This window comes from Corynebacterium pacaense (assembly GCF_900169525.1).
Classification (GTDB): domain Bacteria; phylum Actinomycetota; class Actinomycetes; order Mycobacteriales; family Mycobacteriaceae; genus Corynebacterium; species Corynebacterium pacaense.
Genome location: NZ_LT821240.1, coordinates 494,356 through 509,976, shown reverse-complemented (window position 1 = coordinate 509,976; position 15,621 = coordinate 494,356). Strand labels below are relative to the sequence as shown.

Annotated in this window: 17 protein-coding genes; 12 read left to right on the top strand and 5 right to left on the bottom strand. The window is 64.0% G+C overall.

Translation table 11 applies throughout. The annotated features are described in order from the left end of the window. Positions 1-4: 4 nt before the first annotated feature. The 6 genes from B7E02_RS09490 (at position 5) to B7E02_RS09465 (ending at position 4,483) form a co-directional block, all read left to right on the top strand. On the top strand, positions 5-982 hold the full coding sequence (locus B7E02_RS09490; RefSeq protein WP_080795394.1) for a F0F1 ATP synthase subunit gamma: 978 nt from the start codon (positions 5-7) through the stop codon (positions 980-982). Positions 983-985: 3 nt separating this feature from the next. Continuing rightward, entirely contained in the window at positions 986-2,431 is a 1,446-nt protein-coding gene (gene atpD / locus B7E02_RS09485; RefSeq protein WP_080795391.1) for a F0F1 ATP synthase subunit beta, read from the top strand. Between the two features lie 9 nt (positions 2,432-2,440). Beyond that, a complete protein-coding gene (locus tag B7E02_RS09480) occupies positions 2,441-2,815 on the top strand; it encodes a F0F1 ATP synthase subunit epsilon (RefSeq protein WP_080795388.1) in 375 nt (124 codons plus the stop codon). A 195-nt stretch (positions 2,816-3,010) separates the two neighbouring features. After that, positions 3,011-3,475, top strand: coding sequence for a DUF2550 domain-containing protein (locus tag B7E02_RS09475; RefSeq protein ID WP_080795385.1), 465 nt, complete (start codon positions 3,011-3,013; stop codon positions 3,473-3,475). A gap of 23 nt (positions 3,476-3,498) precedes the next feature. Further along, a complete protein-coding gene (nucS, locus tag B7E02_RS09470) occupies positions 3,499-4,191 on the top strand; it encodes an endonuclease NucS (RefSeq protein WP_080795383.1) in 693 nt (230 codons plus the stop codon). A 13-nt stretch (positions 4,192-4,204) separates the two neighbouring features. Beyond that, on the top strand, positions 4,205-4,483 hold the full coding sequence (locus tag B7E02_RS09465; protein ID WP_080795380.1) for a hypothetical protein: 279 nt from the start codon (positions 4,205-4,207) through the stop codon (positions 4,481-4,483). 15 nt (positions 4,484-4,498) lie between these two features. On the opposite strand, the gene B7E02_RS14780 is transcribed toward B7E02_RS09465, so the two are convergent. Genes B7E02_RS14780 through mce form a run of 3 tightly spaced genes read right to left on the bottom strand, consistent with a single transcriptional unit; the run spans position 4,499 to position 5,886 of the window. Continuing rightward, on the bottom strand, positions 4,499-4,999 hold the full coding sequence (locus tag B7E02_RS14780) for an IS5 family transposase (protein ID WP_218672379.1): 501 nt from the start codon (positions 4,997-4,999) through the stop codon (positions 4,499-4,501). Next, entirely contained in the window at positions 4,983-5,378 is a 396-nt protein-coding gene (locus B7E02_RS14775) for an IS5 family transposase (RefSeq protein WP_080795378.1), read from the bottom strand. The genes B7E02_RS14780 and B7E02_RS14775 overlap by 17 nt, the downstream gene beginning before the upstream one ends. A gap of 46 nt (positions 5,379-5,424) precedes the next feature. Beyond that, the gene (mce, locus tag B7E02_RS09450; RefSeq protein ID WP_080795375.1) at positions 5,425-5,886 is read right to left on the bottom strand and encodes a methylmalonyl-CoA epimerase; all 462 of its coding nucleotides are present in this window, start codon (positions 5,884-5,886) and stop codon (positions 5,425-5,427) included. 61 nt (positions 5,887-5,947) lie between these two features. Here mce and B7E02_RS09445 point away from each other — a divergent pair, with 61 nt between their 5' ends. From B7E02_RS09445 to B7E02_RS09435, 3 genes are all read left to right on the top strand, one after another. Next, on the top strand, positions 5,948-6,256 hold the full coding sequence (locus B7E02_RS09445; RefSeq protein WP_080795372.1) for a thiamine-binding protein: 309 nt from the start codon (positions 5,948-5,950) through the stop codon (positions 6,254-6,256). Positions 6,257-6,301: 45 nt separating this feature from the next. Next, on the top strand, positions 6,302-7,183 hold the full coding sequence (locus tag B7E02_RS09440; protein WP_080795369.1) for a tetratricopeptide repeat protein: 882 nt from the start codon (positions 6,302-6,304) through the stop codon (positions 7,181-7,183). Positions 7,184-7,247: 64 nt separating this feature from the next. After that, positions 7,248-8,369 (top strand): LLM class flavin-dependent oxidoreductase, encoded by a 1,122-nt coding sequence (locus B7E02_RS09435; protein ID WP_080795366.1) that lies wholly within the window; start codon positions 7,248-7,250, stop codon positions 8,367-8,369. Here B7E02_RS09435 and glgB read toward each other — a convergent pair. After that, entirely contained in the window at positions 8,366-10,552 is a 2,187-nt protein-coding gene (gene glgB / locus B7E02_RS09430) for a 1,4-alpha-glucan branching protein GlgB (RefSeq protein WP_080795363.1), read from the bottom strand. The two genes, B7E02_RS09435 and glgB, sit on opposite strands and share 4 nt — an antisense overlap. Before the next feature lie 67 nt (positions 10,553-10,619). Next, positions 10,620-12,632 carry a maltotransferase domain-containing protein gene (locus tag B7E02_RS09425; protein ID WP_080796877.1) on the bottom strand — a complete coding sequence of 671 codons (2,013 nt, stop codon included), beginning with the start codon at positions 12,630-12,632 and terminating at the stop codon, positions 10,620-10,622. 93 nt (positions 12,633-12,725) lie between these two features. On the opposite strand from B7E02_RS09425, the gene B7E02_RS09420 reads away from it, so the two are divergent. The 3 genes from B7E02_RS09420 to B7E02_RS09410 are packed head-to-tail and all read left to right on the top strand — an operon-like array spanning position 12,726 to position 15,541. Beyond that, a complete protein-coding gene (locus B7E02_RS09420; protein WP_080795360.1) occupies positions 12,726-13,562 on the top strand; it encodes an ABC transporter ATP-binding protein in 837 nt (278 codons plus the stop codon). 35 nt (positions 13,563-13,597) lie between these two features. Next, the gene (locus tag B7E02_RS09415; RefSeq protein WP_080795358.1) at positions 13,598-14,398 is read left to right on the top strand and encodes an NUDIX hydrolase; all 801 of its coding nucleotides are present in this window, start codon (positions 13,598-13,600) and stop codon (positions 14,396-14,398) included. Continuing rightward, positions 14,399-15,541, top strand: coding sequence for a THUMP-like domain-containing protein (locus tag B7E02_RS09410; protein WP_080795356.1), 1,143 nt, complete (start codon positions 14,399-14,401; stop codon positions 15,539-15,541). The last annotated feature ends 80 nt before the right edge of the window (positions 15,542-15,621 follow it).

The following is a 15,621-nucleotide window of genomic DNA, read 5'->3' as shown; positions in this document are numbered from 1 at the left end:
AACCATGGCTAATCTTCGCGAACTACGCGATCGAATCCGTTCGGTCAATTCAACCAAGAAGATCACAAAGGCTCAGGAGCTCATCGCCACCTCTCGCATCACCAAGGCACAGGGTCGTGTCGCGGCGGCCGCACCGTACGCCGAGGACATCCAGAGGGTTCTGGAACGTCTCGCGTCGGCAAGCTCGCTCGACAACCCGATGCTGCATGAGCGTGAGGGTGGCAACCGGGCCGCCGTGCTTGTGGTCACCTCTGACCGCGGCATGGCCGGAGGCTACAACCACAATGTGCTCAAGAAGGCGGCGGAGCTGGAGAAGCTCCTCGTCGAGAGTGGCTACGAGGTGGTTCGTTATGTCACCGGTGGCAAGGGCGTGGGTTACTACAACTTCCGCGAGGAGGATCTCGCGGGGTCCTGGACCGGGTTTTCGCAGAACCCGAGCTGGGAACTGACCCACGACGTGCGCCGCCATCTGATCGACGGCTTTATCGCCAGCTCCAAGGGCGAGGCGAAGTGGCGCGACGGTGTGAATTCACCCGAGGGCCAGGATGTTCAGGGTTTCGATCAGGTCCACGTGGTTTATACCGAGTTCGTGTCCATGCTGACTCAGAACCCGGTGGTGCACCAGCTGCTTCCGATCGAGCCGGTCATCGAAGACGAACTGTTCGTCCCGAGCGAGGATTTCCTCACAGATTCGGGGACCGTCGAGCCCGACTATGAGTTCGAACCGGACGCGGACACGCTGCTGGAGGCCCTGCTTCCCAAGTACGTGTCCCGCAGGCTGTACTCCATGTTCCTGGAGTCCGCCGCAGCAGAGTCTGCTTCACGTCGAAACGCGATGAAGTCTGCAACTGACAACGCGACTGCACTGGTCAACGACCTTTCCCGCGTGGCCAATGCGGCCCGTCAGGCACAGATCACCCAGGAAATCACAGAGATTGTCGGCGGCGCTGGTGCGCTGAACGACAGCGGAGAAAGTGACTAGATTATGACTACAGCTCTTGAAGAGCAGAACGCACAGCTGGCGAATGTCGCCGGCCGTGTCGTGCGTGTCATTGGCGCGGTCGTCGACGTGGAGTTCCCCCGCGGCGAGCTGCCGGCACTGTACAACGCACTGACTGTCGAGGTCACCCTCGAATCAGTCGCAAAGACCATCGTCCTCGAGGTTGCACAGCACCTCGGTGACAACCTCATCCGCACCATCGCCATGGCTCCGACCGACGGCCTCGTCCGCGGCGCCGAGGTCATCGACTCCGGCATGCCGATCTCGGTGCCGGTCGGCGATGTTGTCAAGGGCCACGTTTTCAACGCCCTCGGTGACTGCCTCGACGAGCCCGGCCTCGGCCAGGACGGCGAGAAGTGGGGAATCCACCGTGAACCCCCGCGCTTCGATCAGCTCGAGGGCAAGACCGAGATCCTGGAGACGGGCATCAAGGTCATCGACCTTCTGACCCCCTACGTCAAGGGCGGAAAGATCGGCCTCTTCGGCGGTGCCGGTGTGGGCAAGACGGTGCTCATCCAGGAGATGATCACCCGTATTGCCCGCGAGTTCTCCGGAACCTCCGTGTTCGCCGGCGTCGGCGAGCGCACCCGTGAGGGCACCGACCTCTTCCTGGAAATGGATGAGATGGGTGTTCTTCCCGATACCGCGCTTGTCTTCGGCCAGATGGACGAGCCGCCGGGAGTCCGTATGCGCGTGGCTCTGTCCGCACTGACGATGGCGGAGTACTTCCGCGATGTGCAGAACCAGGATGTGCTGCTGTTCATCGATAACATCTTCCGTTTCACCCAGGCGGGTTCGGAGGTGTCGACCCTTCTCGGTCGTATGCCCTCCGCCGTGGGCTACCAGCCCACCCTGGCTGACGAGATGGGTGTGCTCCAGGAGCGGATCACCTCGACCAAGGGCCGTTCGATCACCTCGCTGCAGGCCGTCTACGTTCCTGCCGACGACTACACCGACCCGGCCCCGGCGACCACCTTCGCCCACCTGGACGCCACCACCGAGCTCGACCGCTCCATCGCATCGAAGGGTATCTACCCCGCGGTGAACCCGCTGACCTCGACCTCACGTATCCTCGAGCCCTCCATCGTGGGCGAGCGGCACTACGAGGTGGCACAGCGTGTGATCGGTATTCTGCAGAAGAACAAGGAACTGCAGGACATCATCGCCATCCTCGGTATGGACGAGCTCTCCGAGGAGGACAAGATCGTCGTGTCCCGCGCACGTCGTCTGGAGCGCTTCCTCGGCCAGAACTTCTTCGTCGCGGAGAAGTTCACCGGGCTGCCCGGCTCCTACGTGCCGCTGACCGATACGATCGATGCTTTCGAGCGCATCTGCAACGGCGACTTCGACCACTACCCGGAGCAGGCGTTCAACGGCCTGGGTGGCCTGGACGACGTCGAGGCTGCCTACAAGAAGCTGACCGGAAAGTAAGGTAGAGACATGGCTGAAATCACCGTTGAACTGGTGTCTGTCGATCGTATGCTCTGGTCGGGTCAGGCCAGCATCGTCACCGCTCAGACCACCGAGGGTGAGATCGGCGTGCTGCCCGATCATGAGCCGATGCTCGGCCAGCTGGTCGAGAACGGTGTCGTGACCATCCGCCCGATCGACGGCGACAGGCTCGTCGCCGGAGTGCAGGGTGGATTCCTCTCCGTTTCCAAGGACAAGGTGACGATCCTCGCGGACTTCGCCGTCTGGGCCCATGAGGTGGATTCCTCATCGGCTGAGGCAGACCTTAATTCGGATGACGAGCTGGTGAAGGCTCGCGCCGACGCCGGGCTGCGCGCGGTCCGCCGCAGCAACGAAGGTCTCTAGTACCCCGTAACGCTCCTTGAACGCCCGCCGCGGCTGGAATGATTCCAGTCCCGGCGGGCGTTTCGCGTATCATGACACTAATACGCCCCACGCTGGGGATTACCCCCGCAAAGCCACCGTTTTTCAATGGGATTTGAATGTGGGTAGGGTTATTGGAAACCGTTATTCTTCTCAGCTGGGAGGACGCACGCCACCGTGGATTACATTATTTGGGCTCTGGTTATTCTTGCCGCGGGTGCGGGTGTGCTCGCAGCCTGGCGGTTTTTCACGCTGCGGTCCAGGGGGACGAGTGCGATCATGCGGCGGCTGCCCGCCCAGGGTATCCACGGATGGCGCCACGGCTCGATGCGTTACCACGGAAATGACCTCGAATATTTCAAGCTCCGTTCCATTTCCCCGATGGCCGACCTCATTTTGACCCGCCTCTCGGTGTCGCTTCTCAATCGGAGAAGCCCGACCTCCGAGGAGGCGGCTTTTATTTCTCCGGACCTGAGGATCCTCACCTTCAGGAGCAAGGACACCGAGTACGAACTCGCACTCGACACGCACGGGGAGATGGCCTTCACCGCCTGGTTGGAATCGGCACCGGATGCCCGCCATGAAAGCAACCTGAAGCCCTCGGACTTCATCAAACAGCAGCCCCGCAGGGATCGTCGATAGGCATTTGTTGTTAAAGTGTGTGCATGCGTCTCGTCATCGCCCGTTGCTCCGTAGATTACGTCGGTCGTCTGGAGGCACACCTGCCACTTGCGGACCGGCTCCTGATGGTCAAGGCCGATGGGTCGGTGTCCATTCACGCCGATGACCGGGCGTACAAGCCCCTGAACTGGATGACACCGCCGTGCACCCTGACCGAGACCCAGATCAGCGATGCGGACGGCGAGGACGTCGGGGTGCACCTGTGGGTGGTGGAGAACAGGAAGGGCGAGCAGCTGCGGATCACCGTCGAGCAGATCCATTCCGATCTGTACTACGAACTCGGTGATGATCCGGGCCTGATCAAGGACGGCGTCGAGCAGCACCTCCAGGAACTGCTGGCGGAGCACATCGGCACGCTGGGCCAGGGATACACCCTGATCAGGCGCGAGTATCCGACGGCGATCGGTCCCGTGGACATTCTGTGCCGCGACGCCGAGGGTGGAACGGTCGCCGTGGAGATCAAGCGCCGTGGCGGCATCGACGGGGTGGAACAGCTCTCCCGCTATCTTGAACTGCTGAACCGGGACGAGCTCCTTAGACCGGTGCAGGGAGTCTTTGCCGCACAGGAGATAAAGCCTCAGGCCAGGACCCTGGCGGAGGATCGCGGGATCACCTGTGTGACCCTGGATTATCAGGGGCTGCGCGGCATCGAATCCGATGAACTGACGCTCTTCTAGGGGTGCTCACAGGATGCCCCGCCGCAATAAGCGCAACAACATCACGTCGGCACGCGACCTGCCGCGCGACGGTTCCTCATATTGGGGAACGCGGACACAGGAGGGGCCCGGGTGGGCCTTCGGTGAACCCTACATGGTGCGGCAGATGGGATCGGCCGCCGCGAGGAAGTTCTATGTCTGCCCCGGATGCAACCAGAATATCCCGCCGGGGGTCGCCCACATCGTGGCATGGCCCCGGGAGCGAGCCGATGACCGCAGACACTGGCACAGCGCCTGCTGGGAGCGGCGCTGACACAGGACCGTACGGCTAGGGCGTGTCTTGTAAAAGGTTGAGCCACGCGATCACTCCGTTGAGGACAACTGCGGCCCGGTACACGATCGCGAGCTTGTCATACCGAGTCGCGAGTCCTCGCCACTGTTTCAACCGGCAATAGCCACGCTCGATCACGTTCCTTCCCCGATACTTCTCCGCATCAAACTTCGCAGGCCTGCCACCCTGCATGCCGCGCCGCTTCCGATGCCCCTGCTGATCACGAGGTTCGGGGATCACCGCTTCGATGCCACGCCTGCGCAAGTACGCCCGGTTCGCCCGCGAGGAGTACGCCTTGTCGCAGAGCGCGGCATCGGGCCTGGTGCGACGGCCGACCCGCACTTGTTCCATGAGCGGGATGAACATCGGCGAGTCACCATCTTGTCCCGCTGAGCAAATCGTCACCAGCGGCAGGCCGCGCCCATCGACGAGCTGATGTGTTTTCGTTGACAAGCCGCCCCGAGAACGGCCGACTGCGTGGTCAGGCGGCTCGGTCAGCGGATTCTTGTAATTCGATATAGCCCTTTTTTACGCGTTTGGTGTTGGTCGCGTGCTGATGCGCACGAGCGATCGTGGAATCCACCGATACCGACCAGTCGAGCAGGCCCTGGTGGTCTGCGTACTCGTGCAGACGCGCTTGCGCCCGATCCCAGACACCATCGTCGGCCATGCGCCTATGCCACGCCCAGACCGTTTGCCAAGGCCCGAAAGCATCAGGAAGGTCTCGCCACGCGATCCCGCATCGATACCGGTAAATGATCCCCTCGACCATCAGTCGGGCGTCGGCGAACGGGCGGCCCTTCTTGCCCGTGGGACCAGGCAACAAATCAGCAATCAGTGTCCATTGGTCGTCTGAGAGGAGCTGGAATCGAGACATACCTCCACGATCTCAGCTCCCACAGAATTCACTTGCAAGACACGCCCTAGGCGGCCGGTTCGGTGAGCTCCAGGAGTACGCCGTTGGCGTCCTTGGGGTGAACGAAGTTGATCCGTGCGCCACCGGTACCGATCTTCGGCGCATCATAGAGGAGTCGGACCCCCTGGGCGCGCAGATGCTCGGAGAGCGCATCGAGATCATGGGTGCGCAGGCACATCTGCTGCAGGCCCGGACCCTTCTTGTCGATGAACTTCGCAATCGTCGATTCCTCGTTCAGGGGAGCCAGAAGCTGGATCATCCCATCGGTCTCGCCGAGGTTCTTCGGGCCGATCATCGCCTCGGTGACGCCCTGCTCCTCATTGGTCTCCTGATGATGATTGACCCAGCCGAAGGCGCTGCGGTAGAACTCCACAGCTGCATCAAGATCCGGCACCGCGATCCCGACGTGGTCGAGACAGATGACGTACTCGTGGGGAATATCGATTGCCTGGGGGTTGTGTTCAGTCATAGGGTTCATGATAAGGGGCCGTTTCCGCTTTCGCTGAGGAATCACAGGTAGCCTGGAACACATGATTGTCGCCTTTTCCGTAGCACCCGCCGTCACCGACAACCCCGACGCAGAAATGGCCGATGCCGTCACCGCCGCCGTCCGCGTGGTGAGGGAGTCGGGCCTGCCCAATGAGACCAACGCCATGTTCACCCTGATCGAGGGGGAGTGGGATGAGGTCTTCGATGTGATCAGGCGGGCCACCGAGGCTGTGTCCTCCGTGGCCCCCCGCACCTCCCTGGTAATCAAGGCGGACATCCGCCCCGGGCACACCTCGCAGCTCACCCGCAAGGTCGAGGCCGTGGAGGAGCGACTGGCCCGGGATAATTAGACTGGCTCGGGTAGACCCTTCCGATAAGAAAGTGTGTGGACACAAATGAGCACCCCTCAACGTTTCGTCAGTGGAGCAATCGATCTCGGAGAGGTGAGGGCCCGGGCTGAAGCCAGACAGGCACCGGCATCCGGAGTAGCCGCCACCGTGGAGGTCACCATGGACAACCTGGAGGAGGAAGTGCTCCGTCGCTCCACCCAGGTGCCGGTGATCGTCGTGGTCGGCACCTCGCGGAGCCCGGAATCAGAACAGCTGCGCAGGGATTTCAGCGATCTCGCCGCGAAGTCCGCCAGGCAGTTCATCTTCGCCTACGTCGATGCCGACACCCATCCGGATGTCGCCCAGGTGTTCGGTGTCCAGGTGCTGCCAACCACGCTGGCCATCGCCGCGGGCAGGCCGCTGGCGAATTTCGAGGGCGGACAACCCGCCGATGCCATCGCCCAGTGGGTCGGATCGGTGGTCCAGGCCGTCAGCGGCCAGTTGGAGGGCCTGGCGGAAACCGAGGACGAGGAGGAAGTCGGGGACCCGCGTTTCGACGCCGCCACCGAAGCCCTCAACAGCGGCGACTTCACCGCCGCGATCGCGGCCTATGACGCAATTTTGGAATCGGAGCCGAGGAATGCCGAGGCCAGGCAGGCACGGGACACCGCCCTACTCCTCTCCCGCCTGAACTCCCTCGATCCCGCGGTCGACGCCATCGCGGCCGCGGATGCGGATCCGGAGGATCTTGACAAGGCCCTTGCCGCGGCCGACGCCAGTGTGGCCGCGGGCGATCCGGAGGCGGCCTTTGATCGCCTCATCGGCCTGCTCACGGGCCCGGACCGGGATGCGGCCAAGGCCCGTCTCATCGAGCTCTTCGGAATGTTCGAGCCCAGTGACCCCCGGGTGCTCTCGGCCAGGGGACGACTGGCCAGCGCGCTCTACTGATCCCTTCCTTCCGCTCCGGTTGAAACCCTCGCCACGGGACAACCCGGACTGTTTGACTCGGACCATGACCCTGACCTTCCACTGGTTCCTCTCCACCTCCGGGGATTCCCGCAGTATCGTGGGCGGGGGCCACGGTGCTGTGGGCGACGGCGGAGACCGCGCGGTCTCCCACACCTACCTCAAGCAGCTGGCGCTTGCTGCGGAGGAGAACGGTTTCGAATCCGTTCTCACGCCCACCGGAACCCTGTGCGAGGATGCCTGGTTGACCGCCGCCTCGCTCATCGATGCGACCCGTCGACTCACATTCCTGGTGGCTCTGCGACCGGGTCAGATCGGTCCGACCCTCTCCGCACAGATGGCATCGACCTTTCAGCGTCTGTCCGGCAACCGGCTGCTGATCAACGTGGTCACCGGGGGCGAGGACGCGGAGCAGCGCGCCTACGGCGACCACCTGGACAAGGAGCAGCGCTACGCGCGGTGCGCGGAGTTCCTCGAGATAGTCACCCGGCTGTGGCGGGGCGAAAAGGTCACCCATCAGGGTGAGTACCTGCGCGTCGATGACGCCCGGTTGAGCACACCACCCGAGGTCATCCCCGCGATACTGTTCGGTGGATCCTCATCGGCGGCAGGACCGGTCGCCGCACGCTATGCCGACACCTACCTGACCTGGGGGGAGCTTCCCGACGCCGTCGGGCAGAAAATCGCGTGGATCAACGACCTGGCGCGGCGGGAGGGCCGCGAGCTCAGTCACGGTATCCGCTTCCATGTCATTGCCCGCGACACCGAGGAGGAGGCGTGGCAGGTCGCCGAGCGCCTGATCGGGAGAATCACCCCGGAACAGGTCGCCCGCGCCCAGGCGGGCCTGGCGACCTCGAAATCGGAGGGACAGCGGCGGATGGCCGAACTCCACGGCCGGGGTGGCGCCTTCACCGGCGCCACCTCCGCACGCGACCTTGAGCTCCACCCCAATGTCTGGGCGGGGGTGGGGCTGATTCGCGGCGGTGCGGGAACCGCTCTCGTCGGTTCCCACGCGCAGGTGGCCGACCGCATCCAGGAATACGCGGCGCTGGGCATCGACCACTTCGTGCTCTCCGGGTACCCGAACCTCGAGGAGACCTACCACGTCGGTGAGGGGGTGATCCCGGAACTGCTGCGCCGCGGTGTGGCGGTGAGCAACCGGGGTTAACCCTCCCAGGAGTAGAACTGGGCGCTCATCGCTGGGGAGTCGAGGGTCAGGGAGTGCGGAAAGCCGTCCCACCCGGCGTCCACGGCGGTGATCGAGGGGGCGAGATCATTCCCGGCACCCTGGTAGGAGGCAGTGTCGGTGTTGAGAACGAGACGCCAGTTTCCCGCGTCCGGGACTCCGAGCCGGTAGGCGGACTGGGGGGTTCCCGACAGGTTGAACACGCACAGCATCCGGGATCCGTCGGTCCCGTAGCGGAGGAAGGACAGGAAGTTGCCGGCGGCGTCATCCGCCTTGTTCCAGCTGAAGCCCTCGCCGGAGAAATCCTGGGAGTACAGGGCGGGGGAGCCGGAATAGACACCGTTGAGATCGCGCACCAGTTCCTGGATGGCCAGGTGGTACTCGCCCTGCCAGCCGTCGAAGATTCCCCAGGGCAGCTCTGTGCCCTCGGACCATTCATCCTGCTGACCCAGCTCCTGACCCATGAACAGGAGCTTCTTGCCCGGGTGCGCCCACATGTACGCCAGGAGCGTCCGCAGGCCGGCCGCCTTGTTCCAGGTGTCACCGGGCATGCGGTTCCACAGCGACCCCTTGCCGTGGACAACCTCATCGTGGGAGATCGGCAGGACGAAACGCTCGGAGAATGCGTAGACCAGGGAGAAGGTGAGGTCGTTGTGGTGGAAGGAACGGTGCACCGGATCGTGGGAGAAGTACTCAAGGGTGTCATTCATCCAGCCCATGTTCCACTTCAGCGAGAAGCCCAGGCCCCCCTCCCAGGTCGGTGCCGTCACACCGGGCCAGGAGGTGGATTCCTCCGCGATGGTCAGTGCACCGGGGTGAAGCCGAAGCACCGTGGCGTTGAGTTCCTGGATGAACTGCACCGCCTCGAGGTTCTCACGTCCACCGTAGATGTTGGGTTCCCATTCACCCTGCTCGCGGGAGTAATCAAGGTAGAGCATCGAGGCCACGGCGTCGACCCTGAGGCCGTCGATGTGGAATTCGTTGATCCAGTACACCGCGTTGGCGACGAGGAAGTTGCGCACCTCGTTGCGGCCGAAGTTGAACACCAGGGTGCCCCAGTCCCGCTGCTCGCCGCGGCGCCAGTCCGGGTGCTCGTACAGTGCCTCCCCGTCGAAGCGCGCCAGTGCCCAGTCGTCCTTGGGAAAATGTGCGGGCACCCAGTCCATGATCACACCGATGCCGCGTGCGTGGAAGGCGTCGACAAGCTTCCTGAACTCGTCGGGGGTGCCCCAGCGTGCGGTGGGGGCGTAGTAGCCGGAGACCTGGTATCCCCAGGAACCGCCGAAGGGGTGCTCGGAAACGGGCATGAACTCCACGTGGGTGTAGCCGAGATCCACGACGTAGTCCACAAGTTCAGTGGCGAGATCGGAGTAGCCGCGTCCCCAGCGCCAGGAACCGAGGTGAACCTCGTAGACGCTCATCGGGATCGAGGCTACATCGGTGGACTCCCGGGTGCGCAGCCACTGATCGTCATTCCACTCGTAGGAGGATTCGGCGACGATGGAGGCGGTGGCCGGGGGCAGCTCCGCGCGCTTGGCCAGGGGATCCGCCTTGTCGCGGCGGTGGCCCTGTTTGGTCTGGAGGGCGAACTTGTAGGTCGCGCCGTCACCGACACCGGGAATGAACAGTTCCCACACACCCGAGCCACCCATTGAGCGCATCGGGTGCTGGGAGGCGTTCCAACCGTTGAAATCACCGACGACGGCGACGCCGATGGCATTGGGGGCCCAGACAGCGAAGGCTGTTCCCTTCACCGAGCCGAGCGTGGTGTCATAGGTTTTCACATTGGCGCCGAGAACCTCCCAGAGGCGTTCATGCCGGCCCTCGGAGATCAGGTAGATGTCCAGCTCACCGAGGGTGGGCAGGAAATGATAGGGATCGGCGATGATCGTCGAGGGTTTGCCCGGCCAGGTCACCATCAGCCGGTAGTCCGCGGCGCGGCGATCCTCCAGTTCCGCCGCGAAGACGTCATCGCCCAGCGGGACCATGTCGATGCTGCCGCCGTCGATGAGCAGCTCCACCTTCTCGGCGCCGATCTGACGGGTGCGGACCACGGAGCCGGACTCGGTGGCGTGCCAGCCGTAGAACGCGTGCGGATTGTAGTGGTTGCAGTTACGCAGGCGTTCCATATCTGCTTCGGGTATGTGCAGATGGTCAGTGCTCATGGCGCTCGATCCTATCCTTGGTGACAATCGTTGGCGATTATGTCGTTGAGTCTGAAGTTACCGGAAATCATGCCCGGTAGTTGGTGATTTCGCGCCATGCGAGGCGCTCACGCCGGGAGGCGGGAAGTTCCGGCAGAACGAAGATGTGCGCGACATCCTGCAGCGGCTGCAGCCGCACGAAGTTCTGTTCGCCCCAGGTGTAGGTGACCCCCGTGATCGCGTCGCGGACCTGGAACTGGGATCCGGCGTCCAGACCGAGCTCCGCCAGATCCAGCCGGACGGTGGCCTCGCGGGCGCTGCGGGGATCGAGGTTGACTATCACCAGGACACGGTTGCCGGTCAGTGCGTCGACCTTGGAGTAGGCGATGATCTGATCATTGTCGGCATCGTGGAAGTGGATGTTGCGCAGTTGCTGCAGTGCGGGATTCTCCCGGCGGATTCGGTTGAGCAGGGTGATGTAGGGTTCCAGGGAATCACCGGTGGCCACCGCCCCCTCGAAGTCCCGGGGTCGCAGCTCGTACTTCTCCGAATCGAGGTACTCCTCGGAACCGGGCTTGACTGCCATGTGCTCGAAGAGCTCATATCCGGAGTACACCCCCCACAGCGGGGACATGGTCGCAGCCAGGGCCGCACGGATCGCGAACATCGCCCGGCCCCCATGCTGCAGTGAGGCGTGCAGAATATCGGGGGTGTTGACGAAGAGATTGGGACGCGACACATCGGCCATATCGGCGATCTCGGTGGCAAACTCGGTGAGCTCGGGCTTGGAGACCTTCCAGGTGAAATAGGTGTAGGACTGCGAGAAGCCCACCTTGGCCAGACCGTAGAGGCGTGCCGGCCTGGTGAAGGCCTCGGCCAGGAAGATGACCTCGGGGTTGCTGGCGTGGATCTTTTCAATCAGCCAGTGCCAGAAGTTTGCGGGCTTGGTGTGTGGATTGTCCACGCGGAAGGTCCGGACCCCCAGATTCACCCAGTGCTTGACCACCCGGTAGACCTCCTCGTAGATCGCCTCCGGGTCGTTGTCGAAGTTCAGGGGGTAGATGTCCTGGTACTTCTTCGGGGGGTTCTCCGCATAGGCGATGGTGCCGTCGGCGAGCACGGTGAAGAACTCCCGGTGTTCGATGGCCCAGGGGTGGTCAGGCGCGACCTGCAGGGCGAGATCGAGGGCCACCTCGAGTCCCAGTTCGTTGGCACGGTTGAGCAGTGCCGTGAACTCCTCGGTGGTGCCCAGCGCCGGGTGCACGGCATCGTGGCCGCCTTCCGTCGAACCGATGGCCCAGGGCGAGCCGACATCGGAGGGGTCGGGATCAAGGGAGTTGTTGCGTCCCTTGCGGTTGACCTCGCCGATGGGGTGGATCGGCGGGAAGTAGACGGTGTCGAAGCCCATGGCCGCGACCCTGTCCAGGGCGACAGCGGTGGTGGCGAAGGTGCCGTGGACCGGCCGGCCCTCGGAATCCCATCCACCGGTCGAACGCGGGAAGAGCTCGTACCAGGAGTTGACCAGAGCCTGCCGACGCTCCACCCTCACCTTCAGTTCAGGCCCCCTGGTCAGCAGTTCCCGGAGGGGGAAGAGCTCGAGCAGGTGCAGCGTGGCCGCAGAGAGTCCGGGTGCAACCCGGGCCCGGAGGTCGCCGTCACCACGTAAGGTGGCCGCGACGTCGATAAGCGTCTGCTTCTCGGAATCGGGTACGCCGGCCGCAGCCTCGTCGAACAGGCGGGCGCCGTGCTCGAGATCGTTGAACAGCTCCGCCGGGGACTGCCCGGCCTCGATTTTCGCCGTCACGGCGTGGCGCCAGGTGGCGAGGGGATCGGACCAGGCATCCACACGGAAGGTCCACTCGCCGGGCACATCGGGGACGAAGAAGGCGTTGACCTGATCCTGGTTGTTCGGGGAAGGGCGCATGGTCACCCTCGTCGCGGAACCCGAGGGGCCGCGCACATTCAGGGTGGCGGAAACCGCATCATGGCCTTCACGCCACACCAGCGCCGACACCGGCACGATCTCACCCACCACGGCTTTGGCGGGGTTGCTGTCCAGCAGCTGGGGGCGAACATCATCGATTCCGAGACGGCCAGTCACAAGTTTCTCCTCAAGTGCGTTGACGGGGGTGTCATCCACCTCAAAAGCTTATCCGAGCTGTGTCCGTTCCACACGGAGGAGGGGAAATCAACCATGATGGAGGGTGTGACTGACTACAACGAGGACCTGCTCATCGACTTCACCGACGTCATCTTCACCCGCGGGGGCCGCAACCTCGTCGGGCCGGTGACCTGGCAGGTCGAGCTCGATGAGCGATGGGTGATCATCGGGCCCAACGGGGCGGGAAAGACCACACTGATCAGAATGGCCGCTGCGGAGGAGTTTCCCTCCAGCGGACAGGCACGGATCATGGGCGAACAGCTGGGCAGGACTGACATGCGGGATCTGCGCTCCATGATCGGCGTCAGTTCCTCGGCCCTGGGAAACCGCATCCCTGACAAGGAGAAGGTCGCCGATCTGGTCATCTCCGCCGGATATGCGATTCTCGGGCGCTGGCGCGAGGACTATGAGGAGATGGACTTCGAGCACGCGACCGAGATCCTGGAACAGGTCGGCGCGATGCACCTGGCCGACCGCACCTGGGGCACGCTCTCGGAGGGCGAGCGCAAACGTGTGATGGTCGCACGCGCGCTGATGACGAATCCCGAGCTCCTCATCCTCGATGAGCCGACCGCGGGCATGGATCTGGGAGGGCGCGAGGATCTGGTGGCCTACCTCGGTGAACTGGCGATGGATCCCGATGCGCCCGCGATCGTGATGATCACCCACCACGTGGAGGAGATCCCCTCCGGATTCACCCATGCCATGCTCCTGGACGAGGGTGAAATCGTCGCGCAGGGTCTGATCGATTCCGTGCTCACCAACGAGAACCTGACCAGGGCCTTCCACCAGCCGATCCAGGTGGACCGGATCGGTGAGCGCTACTTCGCCCGCAGGGTCAGGACGGCGAACAGCCATCGACAGTCCTAGAATTGGTGCAGGATCCAGTGGAGTGAGGAGGACCGATGATGGAAGGTGTGGGCGGCCGCAAGCTTGCAGCCACGGTGCTGCTCCTGCGCGACGGTGAAATCAACGGCACCCCCGACCTGGAGGTCTACATCCAGGAACGGGTACCGACGATGCCGCACTTTCCCCGGGCCAGCGTGTTCCCCGGTGGTGGTGTCGACCCGCGAGACTTTCCCGACTTCAGCAACGGGGATATCTGGGAGGGCCCCGATGCCCATGAATGGGCCCAGCGGTTGGGCACCCCGCCCGAGGTTGCCCATGCACTGGTTTTCGCCGCCGTCAGGGAGCTCTTCGAGGAGACCGGGACCCTGCTCGCCGAGCACAGGGATGGCGGGGGACTGGTCGGTGAGGCGGGCGCCTACCACCGGTACCGCGCCGAGCTGGAGAGCCACCGCATGTCGCTGACCGAGCTGCTCAACAGGGAGAACCTGGCCATTCGCACGGACCTGATCCTGCCCTTCGCTCGCTGGGCCAGCCCGGACTGGGATGAGGAGGCCCACTTTGACACCTTCTCCTTCGTGGCCATCGAACCCGTCGGACAGAGTCCGGACTGCCAGACCAGGGAGGCCGCATCCTCCGGGTATTTTCCACCCGCCCTCATCCTCGAGGGATGGCGTGCGGGTCTGCTGCGGCTGGTCATTCCGACCTGGGCGTCACTGTTTGAGCTCTCCCGGTTTCACAGCACCGCCGAACTGTTGGATAGGATCCATGAATTCGACATGAGCCCGATCGTGGATGACGCGGTGAACAACCCGCGCTACGCCGAGTTCTACCGCGTCAAACGTCAGGAACGCTTCTAAGTGAGCTTCACCCCGGATGAAGTGCGCTTTCTCATCGCGCACAGTGATCAGATCGCCGCGGCCTCCGCCGAGCTGCCCTCGATGCGTCGGGGCAGCATCGCGGACGTCGAGAAGCTGCGTACGGCCTTCGGCGCCCGTGGGCGCGCCGTCGCCGAGCTGCTGCAGGCCCGTTCGTCGGGGAAACTGCCCCCCGACTGGCTGGTGTGCCGGGAATCGGCGCAGCAGGCCACGCCTCCGGAGGTCGCGGACTACCGTGCGCGAAAGCTTGTCGACGCCCTGGGCACCGGACACACCGCCGCCGATGTGACCTGTTCGGTGGGTACGGAGGGGGCGGCACTCGGTGCGGTCGGATTCGACTACGTGGGCGCGGACCTGGACTTCTCCCGGCTCCTCATGGCGCGCCACAACCTCGGTGGCGGTAGCCTCATCCGGGCCGACGCGCTGACCCCGTGCGTGCGCGCCGATGTCGTCATCGCCGATCCCGCACGGCGGGCGGGCGGCCGCAGAATCACCGATCCCGCGCAGCTGCACCCCCCGCTGCCGGAGCTGATCTCCGCCTGGCGGGGGACGCCCATGGCGGTCAAGTGCGCCCCCGGACTCGACTTCTCCACCTGGGAGGGTCTGGTCAGCGTCGTCAGCCTCGACGGTGGGGTCAAGGAGGCGTGCCTGTACACGGAAGATCTGTTCCCGGGAAGGCGGGAGGCGGTGGTCATCCGCTCCGGTTCCGTCGATGTGATCACCGACTCCCTCGACGATTCCGTGGGCGCGGGCGCGCCGGGAACCTTCATCATCGACCCCGACGGTGCGATCGTGCGTGCCGGGGTGCTGCGACACTATGCGGCCCGTGAGGAACTCTGGATGCTTGATGAGCGCATCGCCTATCTCACCGGTGACCGCATCCCCGCAGGTGAAAGCGGCTTCAGGTTCATTGAGGAGGTGCCTATCAAAAGGCTGCGGGCCGCCCTGGCCGCGCACGGTGCGGGTTCGGTGGAGATTCTGGTGCGCGGGGTGGACGTGGATCCCGATCGGCTGCGGAAGAAGCTGGCGCTCAAGGGTGGGCGTGCCATGGCGGTGGTGATCACCCGGATCGGCAGCAGGGGTGTGGCGCTGATCTGCGGGCCGAGGCAGTGGAACGGGGTCTAGTGCTGCTAGACTGCATGGTCTATGTGGTTTTCGCAGGAAGAGCCCACCGGGAATCCCGCGTATCATGGAAATCAACGTCA

What these genes read in the sequence shown, in the direction of transcription:
- B7E02_RS09490 (WP_080795394.1), top strand. Translation starts at nt 5, where the DNA reads ATGGCTAATCTTCGCGAACTACGCGATCGAATCCGTTCGGTCAATTCA.
- atpD (WP_080795391.1), top strand. Translation starts at nt 986, where the DNA reads ATGACTACAGCTCTTGAAGAGCAGAACGCACAGCTGGCGAATGTCGCC.
- B7E02_RS09480 (WP_080795388.1), top strand. Translation starts at nt 2,441, where the DNA reads ATGGCTGAAATCACCGTTGAACTGGTGTCTGTCGATCGTATGCTCTGG.
- nucS (WP_080795383.1), top strand. Translation starts at nt 3,499, where the DNA reads ATGCGTCTCGTCATCGCCCGTTGCTCCGTAGATTACGTCGGTCGTCTG.
- B7E02_RS09465 (WP_080795380.1), top strand. Translation starts at nt 4,205, where the DNA reads ATGCCCCGCCGCAATAAGCGCAACAACATCACGTCGGCACGCGACCTG.
- B7E02_RS14775 (WP_080795378.1), bottom strand. Translation starts at nt 5,378, where the DNA reads ATGTCTCGATTCCAGCTCCTCTCAGACGACCAATGGACACTGATTGCT.
- mce (WP_080795375.1), bottom strand. Translation starts at nt 5,886, where the DNA reads ATGACTGAACACAACCCCCAGGCAATCGATATTCCCCACGAGTACGTC.
- B7E02_RS09445 (WP_080795372.1), top strand. Translation starts at nt 5,948, where the DNA reads ATGATTGTCGCCTTTTCCGTAGCACCCGCCGTCACCGACAACCCCGAC.
- B7E02_RS09440 (WP_080795369.1), top strand. Translation starts at nt 6,302, where the DNA reads ATGAGCACCCCTCAACGTTTCGTCAGTGGAGCAATCGATCTCGGAGAG.
- B7E02_RS09435 (WP_080795366.1), top strand. Translation starts at nt 7,248, where the DNA reads ATGACCCTGACCTTCCACTGGTTCCTCTCCACCTCCGGGGATTCCCGC.
- glgB (WP_080795363.1), bottom strand. Translation starts at nt 10,552, where the DNA reads ATGAGCACTGACCATCTGCACATACCCGAAGCAGATATGGAACGCCTG.
- B7E02_RS09420 (WP_080795360.1), top strand. Translation starts at nt 12,726, where the DNA reads ATGATGGAGGGTGTGACTGACTACAACGAGGACCTGCTCATCGACTTC.
- B7E02_RS09415 (WP_080795358.1), top strand. Translation starts at nt 13,598, where the DNA reads ATGATGGAAGGTGTGGGCGGCCGCAAGCTTGCAGCCACGGTGCTGCTC.